The 20859-nt window shown below is 42.8% G+C and carries 29 protein-coding genes and 1 pseudogene; all 30 read right to left on the bottom strand.

The genetic code is table 11. The annotated features are described in order from the left end of the window. Positions 1-15: 15 nt before the first annotated feature. The 30 genes and pseudogenes from C805_RS12805 to C805_RS12690 all read right to left on the bottom strand — a co-directional run bounded on the left by C805_RS12805 (position 16) and on the right by C805_RS12690 (position 20577). A complete protein-coding gene (locus tag C805_RS12805) occupies positions 16-1794 on the bottom strand; it encodes an ABC transporter ATP-binding protein (protein WP_016214283.1) in 1779 nt (592 codons plus the stop codon). Beyond that, positions 1791-3614, bottom strand: a complete 1824-nt coding sequence (locus tag C805_RS12800) for an ABC transporter ATP-binding protein (protein ID WP_016214282.1) — start codon at positions 3612-3614, stop codon at positions 1791-1793. Before C805_RS12800 ends, C805_RS12805 begins: the two co-directional genes overlap by 4 nt. A 64-nt stretch (positions 3615-3678) precedes the next feature. Further along, the gene (locus C805_RS12795; RefSeq protein WP_022751038.1) at positions 3679-4923 is read right to left on the bottom strand and encodes a ComEC/Rec2 family competence protein; all 1245 of its coding nucleotides are present in this window, start codon (positions 4921-4923) and stop codon (positions 3679-3681) included. Between the two features lie 163 nt (positions 4924-5086). Continuing rightward, positions 5087-6172, bottom strand: a complete 1086-nt coding sequence (locus tag C805_RS12790) for a hypothetical protein (protein ID WP_016214280.1) — start codon at positions 6170-6172, stop codon at positions 5087-5089. After that, positions 6130-6567, bottom strand: coding sequence for an RrF2 family transcriptional regulator (locus tag C805_RS12785; protein WP_016214279.1), 438 nt, complete (start codon positions 6565-6567; stop codon positions 6130-6132). Before C805_RS12785 ends, C805_RS12790 begins: the two co-directional genes overlap by 43 nt. A gap of 26 nt (positions 6568-6593) precedes the next feature. After that, positions 6594-7697, bottom strand: coding sequence for a PucR family transcriptional regulator (locus tag C805_RS12780; RefSeq protein WP_016214278.1), 1104 nt, complete (start codon positions 7695-7697; stop codon positions 6594-6596). Between the two features lie 136 nt (positions 7698-7833). After that, positions 7834-8946, bottom strand: coding sequence for an ABC transporter ATP-binding protein (locus tag C805_RS12775; RefSeq protein WP_016214277.1), 1113 nt, complete (start codon positions 8944-8946; stop codon positions 7834-7836). A 255-nt stretch (positions 8947-9201) separates the two neighbouring features. After that, positions 9202-9636 carry a dUTP diphosphatase gene (locus tag C805_RS12770; RefSeq protein ID WP_016214276.1) on the bottom strand — a complete coding sequence of 145 codons (435 nt, stop codon included), beginning with the start codon at positions 9634-9636 and terminating at the stop codon, positions 9202-9204. Then, positions 9636-10409: a lytic transglycosylase domain-containing protein gene (locus C805_RS27415; RefSeq protein WP_016214275.1), complete on the bottom strand. Its 774-nt coding sequence runs from the start codon at positions 10407-10409 to the stop codon at positions 9636-9638. Before C805_RS27415 ends, C805_RS12770 begins: the two co-directional genes overlap by 1 nt. Before the next feature lie 32 nt (positions 10410-10441). Then, complete coding sequence (locus C805_RS12760; RefSeq protein ID WP_016214274.1) at positions 10442-11344, bottom strand: 30S ribosomal protein S1; 903 nt, start codon at positions 11342-11344, stop codon at positions 10442-10444. Between the two features lie 183 nt (positions 11345-11527). Further along, positions 11528-12634 carry a zinc-dependent alcohol dehydrogenase gene (locus C805_RS12755; protein WP_016214273.1) on the bottom strand — a complete coding sequence of 369 codons (1107 nt, stop codon included), beginning with the start codon at positions 12632-12634 and terminating at the stop codon, positions 11528-11530. A 162-nt stretch (positions 12635-12796) separates the two neighbouring features. After that, on the bottom strand, positions 12797-13345 hold the full coding sequence (locus C805_RS12750) for a TetR/AcrR family transcriptional regulator C-terminal domain-containing protein (RefSeq protein ID WP_016214272.1): 549 nt from the start codon (positions 13343-13345) through the stop codon (positions 12797-12799). A 58-nt stretch (positions 13346-13403) separates the two neighbouring features. Continuing rightward, complete coding sequence (locus tag C805_RS12745) at positions 13404-13808, bottom strand: DUF4180 domain-containing protein (RefSeq protein ID WP_016214271.1); 405 nt, start codon at positions 13806-13808, stop codon at positions 13404-13406. Between the two features lie 38 nt (positions 13809-13846). Further along, positions 13847-14425, bottom strand: coding sequence for a TetR/AcrR family transcriptional regulator (locus C805_RS12740; protein WP_016214270.1), 579 nt, complete (start codon positions 14423-14425; stop codon positions 13847-13849). A 199-nt stretch (positions 14426-14624) separates the two neighbouring features. Continuing rightward, a complete protein-coding gene (locus C805_RS26340; RefSeq protein WP_155957615.1) occupies positions 14625-14765 on the bottom strand; it encodes a hypothetical protein in 141 nt (46 codons plus the stop codon). Between the two features lie 67 nt (positions 14766-14832). Continuing rightward, positions 14833-15111 (bottom strand): DUF4160 domain-containing protein, encoded by a 279-nt coding sequence (locus C805_RS12735; RefSeq protein ID WP_016214269.1) that lies wholly within the window; start codon positions 15109-15111, stop codon positions 14833-14835. Then, positions 15095-15364: a hypothetical protein gene (locus C805_RS12730; RefSeq protein ID WP_016214268.1), complete on the bottom strand. Its 270-nt coding sequence runs from the start codon at positions 15362-15364 to the stop codon at positions 15095-15097. Before C805_RS12730 ends, C805_RS12735 begins: the two co-directional genes overlap by 17 nt. A 20-nt stretch (positions 15365-15384) precedes the next feature. Beyond that, a complete protein-coding gene (locus tag C805_RS0104900; protein ID WP_022751036.1) occupies positions 15385-15648 on the bottom strand; it encodes a hypothetical protein in 264 nt (87 codons plus the stop codon). Between the two features lie 281 nt (positions 15649-15929). Beyond that, a complete protein-coding gene (locus C805_RS12725) occupies positions 15930-16133 on the bottom strand; it encodes a hypothetical protein (protein WP_016214267.1) in 204 nt (67 codons plus the stop codon). A 20-nt stretch (positions 16134-16153) separates the two neighbouring features. Further along, entirely contained in the window at positions 16154-16354 is a 201-nt protein-coding gene (locus C805_RS26335) for a hypothetical protein (RefSeq protein WP_155957614.1), read from the bottom strand. Positions 16355-16441: 87 nt separating this feature from the next. Then, positions 16442-16504 (bottom strand): annotated as a pseudogene (locus tag C805_RS27505) (flagellar basal body protein); the annotation flags it as partial. Between the two features lie 542 nt (positions 16505-17046). Then, positions 17047-17211, bottom strand: coding sequence for a type II toxin-antitoxin system RelE/ParE family toxin (locus C805_RS26330; RefSeq protein ID WP_016214264.1), 165 nt, complete (start codon positions 17209-17211; stop codon positions 17047-17049). Continuing rightward, positions 17198-17368, bottom strand: a complete 171-nt coding sequence (locus C805_RS26680) for a hypothetical protein (protein ID WP_016214263.1) — start codon at positions 17366-17368, stop codon at positions 17198-17200. The genes C805_RS26330 and C805_RS26680 overlap by 14 nt, the downstream gene beginning before the upstream one ends. Positions 17369-17705: 337 nt before the next feature. Further along, on the bottom strand, positions 17706-17963 hold the full coding sequence (locus tag C805_RS12715) for a type II toxin-antitoxin system RelE family toxin (RefSeq protein ID WP_016214262.1): 258 nt from the start codon (positions 17961-17963) through the stop codon (positions 17706-17708). Next, positions 17960-18178: a hypothetical protein gene (locus tag C805_RS12710; protein WP_016214261.1), complete on the bottom strand. Its 219-nt coding sequence runs from the start codon at positions 18176-18178 to the stop codon at positions 17960-17962. Before C805_RS12710 ends, C805_RS12715 begins: the two co-directional genes overlap by 4 nt. 717 nt (positions 18179-18895) lie before the next feature. Then, complete coding sequence (locus C805_RS25780) at positions 18896-19132, bottom strand: IS3 family transposase (protein ID WP_081640280.1); 237 nt, start codon at positions 19130-19132, stop codon at positions 18896-18898. A gap of 160 nt (positions 19133-19292) precedes the next feature. Further along, positions 19293-19577 (bottom strand): hypothetical protein, encoded by a 285-nt coding sequence (locus C805_RS12705; protein ID WP_016214260.1) that lies wholly within the window; start codon positions 19575-19577, stop codon positions 19293-19295. 15 nt (positions 19578-19592) lie between these two features. Beyond that, positions 19593-19910 carry a hypothetical protein gene (locus C805_RS12700; RefSeq protein ID WP_016214259.1) on the bottom strand — a complete coding sequence of 106 codons (318 nt, stop codon included), beginning with the start codon at positions 19908-19910 and terminating at the stop codon, positions 19593-19595. A gap of 30 nt (positions 19911-19940) precedes the next feature. After that, complete coding sequence (locus C805_RS12695; protein ID WP_016214258.1) at positions 19941-20246, bottom strand: hypothetical protein; 306 nt, start codon at positions 20244-20246, stop codon at positions 19941-19943. A 55-nt stretch (positions 20247-20301) separates the two neighbouring features. Beyond that, the gene (locus tag C805_RS12690; protein ID WP_016214257.1) at positions 20302-20577 is read right to left on the bottom strand and encodes a hypothetical protein; all 276 of its coding nucleotides are present in this window, start codon (positions 20575-20577) and stop codon (positions 20302-20304) included. Between the last annotated feature and the right edge of the window lie 282 nt (positions 20578-20859).

Below are 20859 nucleotides of genomic sequence, written 5' to 3'. Positions count from 1 at the left end.
ATTTGTTTTCTGTATTTATGTCTCCATCTGATAATTCTCTGCCTGAGACATAAACAGTTTATAATACAGGTTGTCCGTTTTCTTCATCAGATTTTCATGGGTATCGTAGTCAGCCACTCTCCCGCCGTCCAGAATCAGTATTCTGTCACAGAACACGCTGCTGGACATGCGGTGAGAAATATATACGGCGGTTTTATCCTCCACCAGCCGGTTGAATTTCTCATAAATTTCCGCTTCCGCAACGGGATCCAGAGCGCTTGCCGGTTCATCCAGAATCACCAGGGAACCTTCCTTGTACAGCGCCCTTGCAATGGCAACCTTCTGCCCTTCTCCTCCTGACATTTCAATACCGTCTTCCTCGTATTCTTTTCCGAATCTGGTGTCCAGCCCCTGTTTCAGACTGTCCGTTTTTTCCTTTAATCCCACTTCGTCAACCAGGCGGTTCATACGCTCCCTGTCCGCATCTTCCTGCTGACAGGAAATATTTTCACCAATGGTAAAATCAAACAGCCGAAAATCCTGAAATACCGCTGCAATTTTTTCCATGTAGGATTTGTAATCATAATCCTGAATATTTTTTCCGTTTATGAGAATCTCCCCGCTGTCCACCCGGTACATGCGGCACAGGAGCTTCACCAGCGTGGATTTTCCCGCACCGTTCAGCCCCACAATAGATATTTTTTCTCCCCGGTTTATCCGGAAAGAAACATCATCCAGCACTTTTTGCTGTCCCTTTGGATAGGTAAAGCTCACATGGCAAAATGAAATTTCCTCAATTTCTCCTGTAAAGGGCTCTTTTCCCCTGTCGGCAGTTTCCTCCTCCAGGCCCATAAATTCCATATAGGGCTCCAGAAAAGACAGGCACTGCCAGGTCTGCACCACCTTCATTCCAAACTCCACCACAGAACTGGAAAAATTCATGGCCGCAGACACATACATGGTCAGAGAACCAATGGAAATTCTGGCTCCAAAGGATTCTGACAGAGTGCGAAGCCCCACATAACCATAGCAGACAGCCGTTACCGCCTCGTTCACCCACCGCATGGCCCCCAGGCAAAGGCCGCCCCGCCTGGCTATTTTGATATACAGTCGGTTTCCTGCTTCCGCCTCTTCCATGACCCGGTTATGAAGCATGTTCTGCATCTGATACAAACGAATGTCTTTCTGGTATTCTTTTTCAAAACCAAGCTGAAAATAATATCCGTATTTCCGGTTCAGGGGAATGATTTCGCCGGTAAAAAATCTCTGATATTTTCCATAAGAGGCATAAATCAGAAGCATCAGCGTGATAGACACGCCCAGCACAGCCGGCAGCACCGGCCCCAGGGTTGCAATGACTGCCACAAGGCCCGCCAGCGTCAGAAATCCGCTGAACAGCTCTGACGAACAGGTGACTACCTGTGCAACAGCATCCTGATTGCGGATGGCAAACATGGCCCGTTCTTTTAAATCCAGATAATATGGATCTTCCAGACAGGAGTATTCCAGATTCATGATTTTTTCCGCCATGATTTTATTCATGGAAGGCACCACAAAAGACCGCTTCTCTTTCATTACACATTTCACGGTATGATTCAAAAAGGCAATTCCCACATTTCCCAGCACCACCACAAGGCCCAGAAGCAGCAGAGTTCCGGGCCGACGGCTTCCCATCAGCTCTTCGATGAGAAATTTCGGCATAACCACATTCAAAAGCAGCTGGCCGCAGGTGAGAAATCCACCGAAAATCAGCAGGAGCACATATCCCGGTGAAATCCGCCACACCAGTTTTAAAAAATGTATCAGTATTTTCATCCTGCCTGCCCTTCCTTCTGGTAATATTTTCCCTGTATCTGAAACATCCGGTAATATTCCCCTTTCTGCTCCATAAGTTCTTCATGGCTTCCGTATTCTTTCAGCCCTTCTTTGTCAAATAATGCAATTTTGTCACAGAACCGGGTGCTGGCAAGGCGATGTGAAATATAAACAGCTGTCTTTCCTTCCACCAGAACACTGAATTTTTCATAAATCTCTGCTTCTGCCAGGGCGTCCAGAGCCGCAGTGGGCTCATCCATAATCACCATGTTTCCGCCTTTGTACAGGCTTCTGGCAATGGACAGCTTCTGGCGCTCTCCTCCGGAAAAATCCGTCCCATTTTCATCAATTACCTTTAACATCATGGTATCCAGGCCTTTTTCAAGACTTTCCGCTTTCTCCAGAAGTCCTGCCTTTTCCAGAGCTTCCCGAACCCGTCTGTCATCCGTTCCTTCAGAAGTACAGGAAACATTTTCCCGCAGGGTAAATGCAAATACGTTGACGTCCTGAAATACTGCTCCGTACATCTGATACAGCTCTTCTTTGTGATATTCCCGGATTTCCCGGCCATTAATGTAAATGTGCCCTTCTGTGGGCTCAAACAGCCCGGTCATCAGCTTCACCAGCGTGGATTTCCCGGCGCCGTTGACCCCCACAATAGCAAGACGTTCCCCCTTATGTATCGTGAAATTCAGATGGCTGAATATATTGGTATCGCTGCCGGGATAACGGAACGTCACATCCTCAAACACCACCTCCAGGGTATCTTCCGGCTTTCTGGCTGTCCCGCCCGGCATATTGAGATTTTCATCCAGAAGACGGTAAAAGTCACCCACATACTGGCCCTGCTCCTGAATAAAGGCCAGATTTTCCCCGAAAGACAGCATGGAAGCCATCAGGGAAACAGCTGCCGTCAGATACATGGAAAAGGAACTCACAGCCATTCCCTGCCAGGCCTGATAAATCAGGATTCCATATATCATGCTGTCTGCCAGCAGCAGGGTAAACAGAGAGCAAAACCCAAGCAGGTATTCCCGGCGGGCAATCTGCCCCATAATCTGAGCATAGTCCCGGATCCTGTCTCCATAATTTTTCAGAATACGCTCTCTGAAATTGTAAATGCGGATATCCTTTCCATAAGAGAAATCATGGGTTGTCCGATAATAATAATTCATTTTCCGCTCTGCTTTTGCCACTTCTTCCTTTCGGCTGTAACTGTACCGGTGGCCCTTCCAGGAAACCAGAAGCGTTACCGCCACATGGAAAATAACTGCCAGCAGAATCCACACATTCAGGCTTCCGATTACCACAGCCATACCTGTGATGCCAACGGCCTGGGAGGGAATCTCCGCTAATTTATTGTAAATTCCTTCAATTCCTTCCGTGTTGTTGCTTCCGGCATTCATTCCTCTCTGGTTCCGCTCAAAAAACGACGCATCTTCCGTATGGCAGTAGTCCATGGTTACCATTTTCCTGAAAACGTCACTGAGATAATTCAAACGAATTCTGGTATTGTGAACCCGGATCACATTGTCCAGGTAAACTTTTACCGTGCCGGTCAGTCCCGCCGCCCCCAGGTACACTGCCATGGCTGTCATCAGTTTTCTGGCTGCCTCCTGTCCGCCCTGTTCCAGAATACCGATGGCTATTTTAGGCAGAAATACTGCAAAAAGGGGATAAATCCCGGCCGCCAGCGTAAAGAGCAGAATTCTTATTATCTGTTTTCTGTCCTTCTGGGCCATGTTCTGCAGCATACGCCTCAGCACCTGAAAAAGAGGCATACCGGACTGATTTTTTTCATCCGTCTCTTCTTTTTTCATTTTCCCTCCTTTTCCTTCCTGTCTGCCAGAGCGCTTCCTGCCCTGGCGTCATTTCATTTTCTTCTCAGGGATTACATCTGCCGCAGGGCTCATACCCCTGACTGAGCAGTTCCTGCCTGCTCTGGCTGCTGTACTCCCTGTTTTCTTCCTGCATCTGAGTAACGCTGCCGCAGGAAGGCCGATGGATTTTTCCGGTATTGGTATTGAGCACATATTCGGATTCTGCCAGTTCTTCCTCTGAGAGATCCTGTCCCGTTTCGGCATTATGGCCCGTCTCAGCGTTATGGCCCGTCTCAGCGTTATGACCTTCTGTGCTGTGTCCTCCGGGCTCTCCTGCCTGCCAGCTCTCACTGGGCGAACAGTTCCAGGTAATTTCCTTTCCGTCAGAGACTGCCACAATGGTTCCCTGTTCATCGGTACGGTACACCTTCGCCCCAATACTGCGGAAATTATTCATGGCTCCGGCTCTGGGATGGCCGTAGCTGTTCCCCTCCCCGCAGCTTATCACCACAGAAGACGGATTCACTTCCTCCAGAAATTCCATGGTATTGGCAGTGTCGCTGCCATGGTGAGCCGCTTTCAGCACATCTGCCGACAAATCCCCTCCCTCTTCCATCATATCCTGTTCCGCCTGTTCTTCCGCGTCCCCGGTAAAGATAAAACGGTTCTCCCCGTACTGCAGGAGTATTCCCACAGAATAATCATTCCAGCTGTCTCCGTAGTCCTCTTTGGCCGGAGCTATAATGGTATATTCTGCCTCCCCCAGCTTATATACCGTACCTGGAACGGGATATGTAATCTCTTTCCCTTTTTCTTCAATCACCTTCAGCACATCCTGATATGTCCTGGTATCTTTCTCCAGATCCGGAAGAATCACCGTGTCCCAGGAAAATTTGTACATTACCACATCCAGACCGCCCACATGGTCAGCGTCAGGATGCGTTCCAATCACATAGTCCAGATGCTCAATGCCCTGATATTGCAGGTAAGACCAGAGTGCAGTGCCCTGATCGTTATTTCCGCCGTCAATCAGCATGGCATGGCTTCCCTGACGGATTAAGGTGGCGTCTCCCTGTCCCACATCTATGTAATGGACCTCCAGTGTTCCATTCACGCTGCCACTGGCTGTACCCCGCTGACTTTTCTCCGCTGACAGACTGCCCTGTTCTGCTCCTCCTGTCTCTGACCGGGTATTTTGCCCCGCCGGGTTCTCCTGCAGGAGATTTCCGCAGCCTGCGGTCCACAGGCTCACCAGAAGAAGCAGCAGCAAAACTCTGCTCCACATCTGTTTTCTTCTGTTTTTCAACATCTGTTCCCCTTTCTGTCATCCATTTAAAATGATATTTTTTCTCTGCACGCATAAAACAGAAAGCCGGTCTTTATCAAATAATCCTGAAAGCCCGGCTTTCTGTTCTAATACTGTCCTGAATGAAAAACTTCACAGCGCTGTCAAAAAACAAAAACAGCGTTTTTTATAAATTAAAGTCCACCATAATTCCTTTGATCTCTTCCGGCAGTAAACTCTGTTCTTCCAGAATGAATCTGGTGTTTTCCAGAATCTTCTGCTGTCTGTCCTGAAGATCTTCCACCGGGAGAGACCGCGCTGCCTGAACACCGCTTCTGCGTTCTCTGGTCTGTTTCTGCTTCTCCAGCTCTTCTTCGATTTCCTGCGCCTGCTTCTCCTGTTCTGCCTGAGCTTCCTTCATTTCTTCTTCCTGCTCAGTCTTTTCTTCTTTGGTTTCCTCAGCCTTCTCCACGGTCTCTTCCAGTTTCTCATCCACCGTGTCTTTTGCTTCATTCAGAAGCATTCCCACTATTTCCTTGCTGGCAGCTTCCATGGCCTTCTCAGCGGCTTTGGAGGCGTCCACCATACCATGATGTTTCAGAGCTTCCTGTTTCATGGATTTAATGGCCTTTGTGGAGTCAGAAACCATGGACTGGCCTGTTACCATTTCCTTCTTCCAGTAGCCTGCCTGTTCGTTCAGATCCTTCATATAAGCATCATATTCTTCACCGCCATCGGGATATTCTTCCCTGAGCTGTGCTTTCTGCTCTTCAATGCTCTTCAGTTCTCCGGATGCCTCCAGTGTCTGCTCTTTGCCATCTTCAATCTGAGTCCGGCACTCGTCCATTACCGCATCCACTTCCGAATCTGATTCAAACTGCTTTTTCACAAAGTCCATGGCGTCCTTCATTGCTTTTTTCTTCCTGTCCGCAATTCCGTCCTGAAACAGGTTCAGTTCTGAAGCCTGAATACTTTTGCCCTGTTTCCCTTTATCCTTCTGATCCTTTTCCGCTGCATTTTCCAGACGGTCTTTTCCATACCCGTTTCTCACAGCCATTTCTTTTTCTGCTGCATTTCCTATCTTCATGCCTCTCTGCCCCTTTCTGTGGTCAAAAATCCATTCCAGTCTTCGTTTACCTGCATTATATATCGGTTTTTTTCGGAATTTCCTTAATTTTCCCACATAACAGGGTGTGAAAGGAGCATTTTCTGCCATAAACAGCGGCTGCGTCAGATTACATAATTCACCGTTTCTTTCAGTTCCCGTTCCCATTCTGCCAGATCTGCCAGAGTCACTTTGTCCACCACTTCATTTATGGCGTCATAAAGCATCTGCCAGAACCGCAGAGTAACACACTCTCCCCGGCGGCTGCAGTCATTTTCCGGCTGCTCCAGACAGCTTACCGGAGCCAGACTTCCCTCAATCCGGCGCAGAATCATGCCCACCGTGTATTCTTCCGGTTTTCTGGCCAGGGTATAGCCTCCGCCCGGTCCCCGGATGCTTTTCACGTAGCCGCATTTCTGAAGAACCGAAATAATCTGCTCCAGGTATTTTATGGAAATTTCCTGTCGTTTCGCCACATCCTTCAACCTGACAATCTGATTTTCTTCCAGCGCCAGTTCCAGCATCAGACGCAGGGCATACCGCCCTCTTGTAGAAACTTTCATATGTCATTCCTTCCTGTTCTGGCCACTCAGTCTTCTTCTGCTTTCTTCTCTGTCAGACTTCTCTGATAATTCATATGAGAAATGACCATCAGGGCGATTTTAAACAGCATGGCATCCTCAAAGGTACGGATATCCAGCCCCAGTACCTTTTCGATCCGCTCCAGACGATACACCAGTGTATTCCGGTGTACATACAGCTGACGGGCTGTTTCTGAAATATTCAGATTATTTTCAAAAAATTTATTAATGGTGACGGTAGTTTCCTCATCAAAAATATCCGGCACTTTTTCTCCGAATACCTCTTTCAGGAACATCTCACACAGGCTGGCGGGAAGCTGGTAAATCAGCCGCCCGATTCCCAGATTGCTGTAGGAAACCGTATGGTCTTCCGCATAAAAAATACTTCCAACCTCCAGCGCCATTCTCGCCTCCTGATAGGAGCGTGCAATATCCTGCAGCAATTCCACACGATTGCCATAGCCAACACGCACTTTTACAAGGGCTTCCATCTGAAGGTTATCCACAATCATCTCCGCAAGATTTGCCAGTTCTTCTTCCTGGGAAAGTTCCCGCACATCTTTCACCAGAATCACAGATTTCTCATCTACCTCCGTAATGAAATCCCTGGTGGTAGAAGCAAAAAGATTCTTCACGGTTTCCATTACAATTCCGTCTTTTTTACCGGATACTTCAATAATATATACCACCCGCTGGGCTGTCTCAATATGCAGCTTCTTGGCCTTATTGTACATATCCACCACCAGCATATTGCCCAGCACCACATTCTGCATAAAGCTGTTCCGGTCAAACTGCTCCTGGAAAGCGCTGACCATATTCCGAATCTGGCAGGCTGCCAGCCTTCCAATCATGTAGGCTTCTTCGCTGCCTGCCCGAGCAAGCAGAATATATTCCAGTTCATTCTCTATCATTATCTTAAAAAAATGGCATCCGGAAAGCATCTGGCTCTCCGCCATGGAATCTGCAAAAAAACGAATTGCCTCCTCCATTTCCTCTTCTGGCTGGTAAGTGGAAGCCAGCAGCTTTCCCTTATCACTGTACAGAGCCAGATCCACTCTGGATATTTCCTTGATTTCTTCTAATGTAACCTGTAATTTATGATTTGACAGCATATGTTTTCTCCTAAAAATACCATCCTGTTCCGCTTTGTCCGACAGACATCCATGAAAGGTTCCTGTAAGAAAAAACGGAAGCAACACATCTCTGCATCGCTTCCGAACATTAGTGTTATGAAATTATATTACCGAATTAGTGAGTAATTGTCAATTCAGTTTCTTTATCGAAAATGTGAATCTTTTCAACATCCATTGCCAGCTGGATAGAATCGCCGAGACGTGCCGGTGTTCTGGAATCCACTTTTGCAGTCATGCTGGTTCCATTGATGGTGTAGTATAACAATACTTCGGAACCCAGTAATTCGTATCCGGTAACTTTTGTGTTGAAAATGCTGTCTTTATGAGTCTCCAGAGCAATCTGGGAATCGTCAATATCTTCCGGACGGATACCGATTACAACCGTCTTACCATTATAACGACCGTCAACCAGTTTCTTGCTCTTGGAAGGAGGCAGTGTAATAGCAGTATCGCCAACCTGCAGTTTTGCGGTATCTCCTTCAATCTTGCATACAGCATCCAGGAAGTTCATCTGAGGAGATCCGATGAATCCTGCAACAAACAGGTTATCCGGCTCATTGTACAATTTCTGCGGAGAATCTACCTGCATGATGATTCCGTCTTTCAGTACAACGATTCTGGTTCCCAGTGTCATAGCCTCTGTCTGGTCATGTGTTACATAGATAATGGTTGCGCCCAGTCTCTGATGAAGGGAAGCAATCTCAGCACGCATCTGTACACGAAGTTTTGCATCCAGGTTGGATAACGGTTCGTCCATCAGGAATACTTTGGGTTCACGGACAATTGCACGTCCCATAGCAACACGCTGTCTCTGTCCACCGGATAAAGCCTTGGGCTTACGGTCTAACAGTTTCTCCAGGTCAAGGATTCTTGCAGCTTCTTCTACCTTCTGTTTAATCTCTTCCTTCGGAACTTTTCTCAGTTTCAGACCAAATGCCATATTGTCAAATACGGTCATATGAGGATACAGTGCGTAGTTCTGGAATACCATCGCAATATCTCTGTCCTTGGGTTCCACATCATTTACCACTCTGCCGTCAATGGAGAGTTCACCGGAAGAAATTTCTTCCAGACCTGCCACCATACGAAGGGTTGTGGACTTACCGCATCCTGAAGGTCCTACAAAAATGATAAATTCCTTGTCTTCAATCTCAAGGTTAAAATCTTTAACCGCTTCAAATCCGTTGGGATATTTTTTACAAATATTCTTTAATGATAAACTTGCCATTTTTCATTTCCTCCTGTAATATTCTGTCCCTGCAGAATTCTTTATGTGAATATACTACCAGACTTCCCCCGGAATTACCACCCGCCAACTACACAAAAAGAAGTATTCTTTCCTGTCACATTCGCCAGAAAAGAATACTTCCGCTCTGTCTCTTCGTTACTTTAACGAAATTTATGATGTTTTCTGTACAAATTGACGAATATCCTCTCATTCCGGCTTTCTGGATACATAAAGCGGAAAAACCGTTTCTTCCGGCTATTTCACTCCTGTTGTTCCAAACCCGCCTCTGTTGCTGTTTTCCAGAATCTCTGTCTCTTCAAAGACGATGGCAGGCTGGTTCTCCAGAATCCGAAACTGGCAGATACGGTCATTTTTGTGAATGATGGTATCTCTGGTAGCATAAACGGGCATCCGCCACATATCTTCATTTCCGCAGTAGCTCCCGTCAATTACGCCGCAGCTGTTGACCTGCAGAATTCCATAATTTTTAAATGTGGAGCTTCTGGGCACCACATGGGCTTCATATCCGGCCGGAAGCTCCATGGCAACTCCCAGAGGAATCAGCCTGAATTCCCCTGCTTTCAGCTCCATGGTCTCACTGGCGCGCAAATCAATCCAGTCTGATTTTCCGCCGATATAAGCCAGCTTCTCCAGTTCCGGATCAAAATACTTAATTCTGATTTTTTCCATCAGAAGCCGCCTCCCAGCAGATTCATGGCTACCGGATTATAGGAAAGATCCTGATATGCACGATAGGAATCTGACTGTTCCTGCTGCTTTTCTTCTTCCTCTTCTGCCTTTTCCTGCTGTGCTTCCTGTATCTTTGTATACAAATCTATAAATTTCAGGTAATCTTCGTAGGAAAAAAGCTGTTCCAGAATTCCCTGATAATAGCTTTCCTCTGCTTCTTCCACGGAAGCTGCCGCCACATTGCTGCCGCCGGCTGTTCCTGCATTCACACTGTAGGAAGCATTTGGCGCTGAAACACCCTCGTTCATATACTGGGTGACTTTTACCACATAATTCTGAGTTTCCTTAAAAGGCGGTATCCCGCCGTACTTTGCCACGTTATTGCTTCCTGCATTGTAAGCCGCGAGAGCCAGACTCACATCTCCGTCATACTTTGCAAGCATCTGGCTGATGTATTTGGTTCCTCCCATAATATTCTGATAGGGATCATAAGCGTCTGTCACACCCAGTTCCCGCGCCGTTGCCGGCATCAACTGCATAATTCCCTGAGCCCCGGCTTTGGAGGTGGCGTCCGGTCTGAAGTCAGACTCTGCCTTTGCAATGGCCTTAATCAGATTTTTGGGCACATTGTAGGTTCTTGCTGCCTCGTCAAAAATCTGCTCCAGTGAGGCTGTGGTCTGCAGATAGGAAGAAAAGTCTTCATTCTGTGCCGCCACAGGGGCCGTTGTCTGGGTTCCCGTACTGTCTGTACTCTGTACTCCGTTTACTCTCATGGAACGGACTCCTTTCTGTCACTTCTGAATCATTACAGTTTAATTTTGGAAAGCAGATCTCCCAGGCTGGTGGAAGCATTTTCATGAGACACATATTCTTCCACTTCTTTCGGCCTGTCCACATCCACCATTTCTTCTTCCAGCGCCTTCATGCTGAGGCTTACCTTATTGTCATTGGTGTTCAGAACTTTTACTTTTACTTTCTGTCCCACGTTCAATACTTCAGATGGTTTTCCGATTCTCTTCCTGGAAATCTGAGAAATATGTACCAGCCCGCTGATTCCGTCTCCCAGATCCACAAAGGCTCCATAGGGCATCAGGGATTCCACCGTTCCCTCCAGAATACTTCCCGGCACCATCATGGAAATTTTCCGGTTGTGCTCTTCCTGCTGCTGTTCCTTCAGAATCACTTTGGCAGAAAGTACCAGTTTCTTCCTGGATTCATCTACTGTAATGACTCTTACGTTCACTTCTTTTCCAAGCCATTCCTCTGTGGCTTCCACATAAGAGAGGGCAAGCTGTGAAGCGGGAATAAAGCCCCGGATCCCTTCCACATAGGCCACAACGCCGCTGGGTACAATTCCTGCCACTTTAACGGAAAGCTCTGTGCCTTCTTCCAGGCAGGTATTCAGTTTCTCCCAGGCAAGAATATCATTGGCTTCTTTTCGGGACAGCTGAATGTTGCCTTCCCCGTCGTCTGTCCGTACCACAGTAGCTTCTATCACATCCCCCGGATGTACCTCTTCCATTACATGAAACTCCGGGTCATTGCTCAAATCTTCCACCTTAATAATTCCCTGGGCATAATATTTCAGATCCAGTGTCACTTCCTCTTCACTTACACTGATCACTGTCCCGGAAATAATATCTCCTTCACTGATTTTCCGGAAGGAGGCTTCCAGTTCTTCCCTGTAATCTTCCATAGATTCCGCCATAATCAACACTCCTTTTCACCATGGCCTGGCCATGTATTACATAATTATTTTTATTTTAACAGAAACAGCGGAAAAATACCAGAAAAATATTGACTTTTCAAAGATTATTTACAGCAAATCAGGGAAACACAGCTTTACATCCGCCGGGTTTCCCTGATTTTATCATACTCTTTTTATCTGTTTTTACTGATTGACAATCGCAATTTTAAATCCGTCCATCCGAATATTCGTCTCCATTGCCTCATTAATTTCATCCAATGAGAACTTATGAGACACCAGTTCTCCCACCGGCAGCCCCTGTTTCACGGCCTCTTTCAGCATTTCCATGGCCTGCAGCCAGTCTTTTGCCTGATAGGTCCAGGAGCCCACAACTTTAATCTCTTTGTTGCAGATATCCAGATGGGGATTATAGGCAGCATCGCCATTATTTACAAAGAATCCCAGTTCGCACATGGAACCGCCCCGGCGCACATAATGCCATATGGTGGAAGCTGCTTTTGGAGAGCCGGTGCACTGGAACGCCATTTCAGCTCCCTTGCCTTCTGTCAGTTCTTTTATTACTTTTTCCGCTTCCTCTTTCAGGAAATTCACGGTCCATCTTGCCCCCAGTTTTTCAGCCATGGCCAGACGTTTCTCATCCCCGTCCACAGCAATGATATTCCGGCATCCCATTGTCCGCACAGTGGTAAGAAGAAGGAGGCCAATGGGGCCGCATCCCTGTACCAGCACAAAGGAATTGTGTTTAAAATTAAAAATTTCCTTTGCTTTCTCCACCGCATGAACCACAACTGCGGCAGGTTCAATCAGAAGCCTGCTGTCCGTATCTTCCATATCGGATACATTGAAAATCACTCCTCCGGCATTGATTTTAATATATTCTCCAAACCAGCCATTAAAGAAATGTTCTTCTCCGGCCAGAAGACCGAAAATTTCGCCTCCGTCGCACAGGTGAATCTGCTCCGGATGATTCTTACAGGTATCACAGGTTCCGCAGGGTTTTAAACCGGTTACAATCTTATCCCCCACAGCCAGAGGTTTACCGGAATAATCTGTGGTTACATTCTTTCCGATTTTTACCACCGTACCTGTTCCCTCATGGCCGAGCTGAATGGGGATATAGCCAAAAGGATCTCCCTTATACTCGTGTACGTCTGTTCCGCAGATGCCGCACCCCTCTACTTTTACCAAAACTTCATCTTCATTGATTTCCGGAACCGGAAGCTCTCTGACATCAATTTTCCTTTCCCCTGTCAATACTGCAACCTTTGCTGTCTGTGGAATATTACTCATAAAAATACCATCCTTTCTCCATCTGTTTTTTTACTGTTGAATCTGTACTTTTATTGTAAAATCCCACTGCTTCCGATACAAGTTACATATCCCCGGAAATGTTACATATCTTACACATTAAGGCAAATGTTAAAAATGTTACACCTGCCTCAATATGTAACATTACAGGTCTTTCAGCAATTCATATAATCCTGGCGGCATGGCCGCAATCAGAAGATCTGCCATTTCTTCCGGTGTAAGGGGCATCCTGTTTTTCGTCCACTCGGCTGTCATACAGATGGAGCCATGGCAGTACATACGCAGCAGAAAATCAATTTCCGGTGTTAAAAGGCCATCTCCTTTTTTATGAATGACATCCTTATAAAACTGATAAATACATTCGTAATCATAGTCTATCAGGCAATTCTGGGCAGAAGATGAAAAAGCTGAAGTAAAAAATATCTTTTCTTCCATCATCAGCCTGAATTTTGTAATCAGTCCTTCCCGCAGCGACAGACTGACGCCCATCTGCCGGAATGACTTCTGGGCCAGAATATCAAAATACCAGTTTACCAGATCATATTTGTCTTTGAAATGACGGTAAAAAGTGGGCCTGGTTACTTCACAGGCATCTACGATTTCCGTTACGGTAATCCGGTCCAGCTGTTCCTGCTCCATCAACGATACCAGCACTTTTATAAATTTTCTTTTGATTTTTTCCGATGCATTCATTTGCAGGGGTTCCTCCTCAAATACTGCTCATGGGTTTGCAAAAGTAAGGGCAGACCTTTCACGTTCCGGACAGGCCTTTTGCTGTTCTGCTGTTTCCGGTACACCCGGCGAGCCGGTCAACCACCAGAGAAACGGAAGGCTGAAAATAAATGTCCTTTCCGTTATTGCATTCGTACATAAAATCTTTCAGCGGCTTACTGGTATATTTTGAAAAATCGCCGTATATCCCAATCCTTACGCCATAATTGATGAATTTCTGCAGGATTTCTCCTGCCAGACAGGTACTCAGGATAAAAAAATCATCTGTAACAGCCTCTTTATTCAGGGCTATATCTGAGCATCCCGTTTCGTACTTTACCGTCATAATCAGGTCTAACGCTGACTGGACATCCGTAATCAGCAGCTCATCGCTGCTTACCACTGCAATCTCCGTATTATTTTTCTTTATAACTTCTGTTTTCATTTTTACCTCCATTTATCCTGAACTGGTTTCATTTCCTGCTATTCATACAAACTGTCAGCCAGATGGTCAATCATAAAATCAAAGGTTTCCAGGTGATGATATGGCAGGATATCCCTGTTTCTGATATTCATGATTAAAGAATAAATAACAGACATGGCCAGATCCGCATCCACTTTGCATTTCAGGCAGGGCTGATTTAAAAACAGCTGCCGGCTCATGTCACTGGATTCCTGGATTTTCTTCGCCTGTTCCTCTGATAACCGGTTCATTAAAATTGTGAAGTCCGTACTGTCCGACTCATACAGAAAATTGTTTTTATCATATTCCCGGTAAATGAGCTTCAGGGCTTCTGCAACGCCATGTTTATCTCTGTGCTTTTCTATTACCTCAGACGCCGCCCGGCAGATTTGCTCCTGCACGGAGCAGAGAACTTCACAGAAAAGCGCTTCCTTCGATTCAAAAAAAAGATAAAATGCTCCCTTCGAGATACCTGTCTGCCTGCAAAGGTCATCCACACTGGTTTTCTTATAGCCATACTGCGTCCAGCTCTGCTTACAGGCCTCCTGCAAGCTCCTTCTGATATTTTCCTTTTCCCGTTCTGTAAAACTTCTTGCCATATGTTTCTCTCCTGTCTATGACTAAAAATACTATTTAAGTCATATATATAATACAACCTTTGTACTTAAAAGTCAAGAATCAGTTTTAAAATATATAATCAGTCACTAAACAAAACAATCATGCTCCGATTCCACCTCCACTTCATCTGCCATCATAATCTGTTCCGCAAATTCCATCTGTTATACGTCCTCCCATAAGTTAAGCCTTCAAGCTATTTTGCTCAAAGGCTTTACTTTCATCATGCTCTGAAAATTCTTTTGATAACAAAAAGTCTCCATCTCTTCTTATACCTACAACTAAATTAGAATTCAATATTGTATTAATAATATCTTCACTCATACTTTCTGTATTGTACACATACATTTATTATCACCGTCACTTTGATAATTTTTAAATTTTAAGTCCATCAACAATAATATGTAATCTCACCAAAATATTCATACCATTTTTCCATAATTTCCTTACTATTCGCTTCTATAAACACCAATAATTTTCTTAAATCCTTTGAAGGTATCTGCGAATTATTATTACATACCAGCGTTTTCCCTTTTTTAGTTATCCATACCTTTGTCGAATTTGCTCTTGGGTCATGTTTTGCAATATGGATATGAATAGGTTCCGTTGGTTTATTTTCATTTGACCAGAAGAAAATTATATAACCACCAAATTTAAAAATTTGAGGCATTGTCAAAGCCTCCTTCTTTTGCAAATTCCAGAATTAAATGAGCATTATTTTCAACAAACTCCTTATAATACTCCATTTCAGCATCAGAAAATCCAACTATATTTTCCCATGTATAATCGGGAAGATAACATGTTGCATTATGAAAGCCATCAGAAACAGCTTTTTCAATATAAACTTTAACCCGTCCATCTGACTTCATTTCAGAATGAACAACTTCTGTTGTATCACCTAATGTTGCATAAGGATATACCATAAAATCAGCCTCCATCCATTCTATAAATCTACTATTTCAAGTTTATCAAAGAAAAAAGTAATCCAATCATTATTTACATTTTCCGGAATATAATTTGGCTCTAAGTGCTCAACAGCTATTCTCATTATATCCACCTGATTTTTATATTCTTTCACTATTTTCCTATAATTACTTACAATGGCAGCCCGTTCAACAGGATTTATATCTTGCCTGTTTGATATTTCTTCAATTATGGACTTATTAGCTTCGATTATAGATGGCTTAATATTTTTAGGAGTAACCATCCAGCCTAATGCACCTGAGATCTTATCTGCAAAATTATTGACAACTCCTGCCGCCGGCTCACTTATATTTCCTAAATCAAATTATATTTATCTCCCATGATTATCCCTCCAATCTCACCCAATGAAATAATCCTTTTAACTTTGTATTCTTCTAATACAACAATTCTTCATGAATCCTATGATTTTTGTATCGTTTCCAGTCTCATAGAATTCAATAAGTATTCCTTTAAATTCTTCCAACTTTTCAATGGGTATCTGAAAAATACCCATATTATTTTCAATCAACACCTTATTAGCCATAAGCTGCGCCACGCGCGTTTCATATTGATTACAAATAACACTTCCTCTGTTTTTGTAGTTGTAGGCGCATTAGCAAGAATCGCTTCTGTTTTAGGAAATGTAGTTCCTAATCCTTCCAGATTGGCACTTTTCCATATACTATCTACCAACATCCTTTTTGCCATTTCTATAGCTGTATCTCTCATAATCATAATCTCCAAATTATTTACGCTACTTTTCTTTTACTTCTTTGTCTATATTTCCGTTCAGTTTCGACAATCCTGTTATATTCCAACTCTGTCATTACACAAACTGTTCTGCCTTTTATTATAACAGTTGCCATAGTATTTCCGCAACATTCAAATTTCTTTCCAGGTGTGTATGCATTATTATCCATTTTAATTCCTTCTTTCCATATTTTTTTCACTATAAAAGCCACCAGATTATCTTTCAGTGGCTCTTTCTCATTTCCTATTTACTTCTTTTTAACATCATATCCGCCATTGTTACGTTTTCAATCAAAAACGAAGATGTGCTTGTAATACTTATATCCCGGGGTGTCAACATTGGCGATGTTTTAATTATTCTCCTAAATGTGTAAATTTATAGATATTACAATAGATTGACAATATATGGAATGTTTTGTAAAATAAAAATTGCAAGCAGCGTCCAACGTTTTATTTTGGCCAGATAGGACGGTTAGGTGGTTGAGTCACGTCAGGACAGCAATGTTCTGTTTATCGGATAGATACCCTTGCTAAGAAAGGAGGGTGATAAAGAAGTGACATTTTGTGAATTACTAATTTTTACTTTGGTAACTGGCATTGTTAGCGGAGTAATCTCTGCGTACATAGTCAGATTTCTTGATAAAAGACGCAAAAATGACCGCCACTCGCCAAAGCACGGTCATTAATGCGTTAATGAATTCAATTTATCAGCCACTTTTAATTATTTGGCTCAAACCATCTAACGGATGCTGTTTTGCATTTTTATATAGAGTCTTTTCTATACTCATTATCTTAAAGCATTCTATGTATGCTGTCAACTGATTTATTCGCATATAAGTCTTTATAACGCCATATATTGCTTTATATTCTAATACATTATATACAACGAATATCATGTGCTTTGAGGAAACAGGCTGAGACTGTTTATTATCTTCCGAATGCCTTTTACCATATTGACCACAGTTTCCGGAGACTTCAGTTCAAAGGCAATGTAATCCGTCTGGTCTGCAATATCCCCCTCTGCCAGCGGCAGAGGGATTACCTTATACTTTGTCATTGGTATACCTTTTCTCCAGTTCGTCAAAAAAATCGTTGCAGTCCCGACCTTTTCCTGCAGCAATGTCCCGGTAGCTTTCCATCACCATTTCCCGTACCTGTTTCTGATTTTCATCTATTTCTCTCCGATAATCCAAAACTTGCTGTGCCGGACTCATATAACTCACCTCTTTCACTCAAACATATCTTTAGGATACTCGAAAACCCCTTTCCATACAAGAAAATAACCTGTAAATTTTTTCTTTCCTTTCACATAGTCCTATGATCCCCATTTTATCAAAAGTAGACAAGTTCTCCTCACTTCTCCACGATCAATGTACCTGTCCTTTCTGTGGCTGTTTGAACGGATATTTTGCAGAAATCTCAATTACCTTTCTGTTATCATGTAAAATGGCTTCCAATTCGTTTTAGAGTAAATATATCAATAAATCTATTTCAAAAACACGCAAAAAAACAGGCACCCCAGATTCCTACTTCGAATATGCCTTACTCACTTTAATATCTTTTATATACATCTCCACGATTATCAATGTTTTCAATATTGATTATTTTTAACGTTTCCTTAATTGAATATATGATCCTGACATTTCCAGCTCTTGTACGGTATAAATTCTCATATCCCTGTAGTCTTTTTATATCTGCACCACCTGGCAATTGTTTGATAATATTCATAATTCTTTCCTGTAAAACTCTGTCCTGTTTACGCATAAATTTTAAAGCAGCTTTTTCAAAGGTTACTGTGTACCCATTCATAATGTTATACCCAACTCTTTTGCAACTTCATCCATTGTCATTGTATTTCCATCATTCACCTTTTCTGCATCCGTAATCATTTTCAAATCCCATTCATCAGGTTCTATTTCTTCTCCTGCATAGGCTTTTAAAGATTCCAACATATTAACTACAAATATAAGTTTACTGTCCGGCATATCATCAATTAACTGCATAACGCGTTCTTTATTACTCATACCTTCACCATTCCTTTTGCCATCTCTCTATGTATTTAATATACCATACAGGAAGCAAACATGTAAAGCAATTGTTTCATGATGCAATTCCCTAATCATCCATCTTTGCATTCTTCCATTTTCCCGTCCTATACTTCTTGCAGTTTGACAGCATAGAGTATTTAATGATTGTGGGATAATGCAGCATTTATCAGGCGCATACTCTTTATTACCAGGGAATAACAGATCCTTATCGACCGCCATGGATCCACTGTCACACTCATAATATTCATAGCTCCGCCACTCAGCAAAGGAATCTTTGTCATGTCTCCATAAATCGCACATGTAAGAACCGTCATACACATTGTCATTTTTATAGCAGCGAATATAAATGCCATTCCATATGGAATATGCAGCAGTCCGTTGTGTCACGATGTCACAATCATTGCAAAAAGCTGCAACGTTGTACACAGCGGACAACCATTGTACACGATGTACAACACTTTCCATATTTACGGAATCTGGGTGAACCGAAATCGCAAAGTATATTCACTGTCCAAATCTGGACAATCAGGTTCCTATAATGGGAATACTGTCACCCTTCCAGAATGGTAGGTTGATCCTGCAAAATTAAAAAGTTTTTCATTTTGCCACCTTTACAATGAAGGTAACTAACAGTAACCTGGATTCTTCCAATCGAACTAATCGGCGAATAACCATATATTTTAAAGGATACGCTTAGAATGAGCCTTTCTCCAAACGGAAAAACCCTTGGATTGTCACCACTTTTTCAGATAACTTTTTTAAGGTTGTTCCCCTGTACTCTGCTGGAGTTTGATATCCGAGGGAAGAATGTATTCTGTGATGATTATACCAGTTCACATAATCCCATAACTTCAATTTCAATTCCTTTAAATCCGTAAATGTTTCATTCCATACGAATATTCTCTTTTTTGTTCTATTGGCAGATAAAATATATCTTCTGTTTCAAAAAGGACTGAACATTTCATTCAGCCCTTTCTGTAACTACCATGTTAAATATCCAGTTTTTATATTGGATTTTCTGTACAGATATACACAATGGAACTGTTTATGGAAATTTAATAAATTGATTTCAGAAATCTCATTACTTTTTCTAAATAGCTACCCGATAGTCAACCGCTTTCTTTATCCTTGCCATCTCATTTGAATATATCCTGTATGCTACATTCTTTACTTCCTCTAAAGAATCATATGTATCTGGCTGTAACCTTCTGAGACTGCCTTTGCCAAAAGAATACAGCATATACTTATCCTCTTTTGGTTCATAGTTGATTTTGAATTCCATATTGATTACATCGAATAGATTTATCCTGCAATTACTGCAAACAACCGTTCCATCTGATATAATGTCTTTCCATTCTAAGTCCTTAAACCGCATATATAACTTGCCTCCCTAAAAAATTGAATCTGACCAATATTCCGGCTCTGGTGTTTTCACTTCAATTAACTTTCCATCTTTATCTGTCAATGTAATATCTGTATCCATTTGTATAATATCTTCTGTCTTATATTCCGCTTTCTTTCTATCCTGCAATGCCCTGAAAATCTTCCTGGCACATCTTCTGATCCCGGATTTTCTCAATGGGCAATCTGTTTGAATATTGATCTTTCCTGTCCTTTTCATACTTTTGGTGCAATAATCATCCAGGTCAAAATATCTGCTCAATTCTCCCATTTTACAGGCGAATTCTTTTTTATTTACGGTTTCCATAATGTTTTTCTCTTTCCTGATTCTCTTTCTTTAACTTTTTACTGATATTCCCTGGCTGTGTAGATACTGGACTGCCAATTGCAGCAGGCTTCCATTGTTGATGGTTTCATCCATGGTGCTATCCCATACACGGGGCTTATGGTTTACGGACAGACCTCCATGTAAGCCTGTATTCGCCCATATTGCCACCTGGTACCCAGTTGCACTTACATAATCATCCATGGAATTATAGTCAATAAATACACATGCCCTCTTTGCTAATTCGTCTATCATTCCCGTCATGATGGGCTGTAATGCTTTCTGTAGCTGATCCATGTTACTAATGTGTTTTGCCATTATTTTTCATCTCCATTTTCAATTTCTGCATTTTCTGGTATATGTCCGCTTTTCCTCAAATATCCATCTGCTGTCTGCTGAATGGTAATTGTTCTAATCCACAGATACCGTTTTCAATGTTTTTAAGCAGATTTCTGTTCATGGTCTCACTTAACAGGTGATTCCGGGTTATCTTTAGTTTTGTATATAGTGGATTGCCGCCATCTTTATTGCACATGGGAAGGTTAAAATTACCTTCGTGGACTTTTACTTCCGGTATGATGGAACCGACCTTTGATATTTCTATCCTTTCTCCTTCGGCTAATGCTTTTCTGCATTCATCCATATACATAAGAAGAATACTCCTGCCATTGGTTTTGTTTCTCCTTTCTTTTCGCCAATGAAATGACGCTTTCAATTAGTGGTGTATGTATTTGCCCTCCTGACGCTCTGTGAGGCTCATAGAGACATTTTGGATAAGGTCATGTAATTCCTCAAAATGTATTCAGGCACTAAAATAAGCCCACTATCAATCATATTTCTACAACTGATAATGGACTTATGTATGTGTCCAAATATTTAATTTCACGATGTACAGGATTCTTCCTTTCTTAGATACTAATTTGTTCGTACA

The sequence above is a fragment of the Eubacterium sp. 14-2 genome (assembly GCF_000403845.2).
Taxonomy (GTDB): Bacteria; Bacillota; Clostridia; order Lachnospirales; family Lachnospiraceae; genus Petralouisia.
This window is presented reverse-complemented; position numbering and strand designations above follow the sequence as displayed.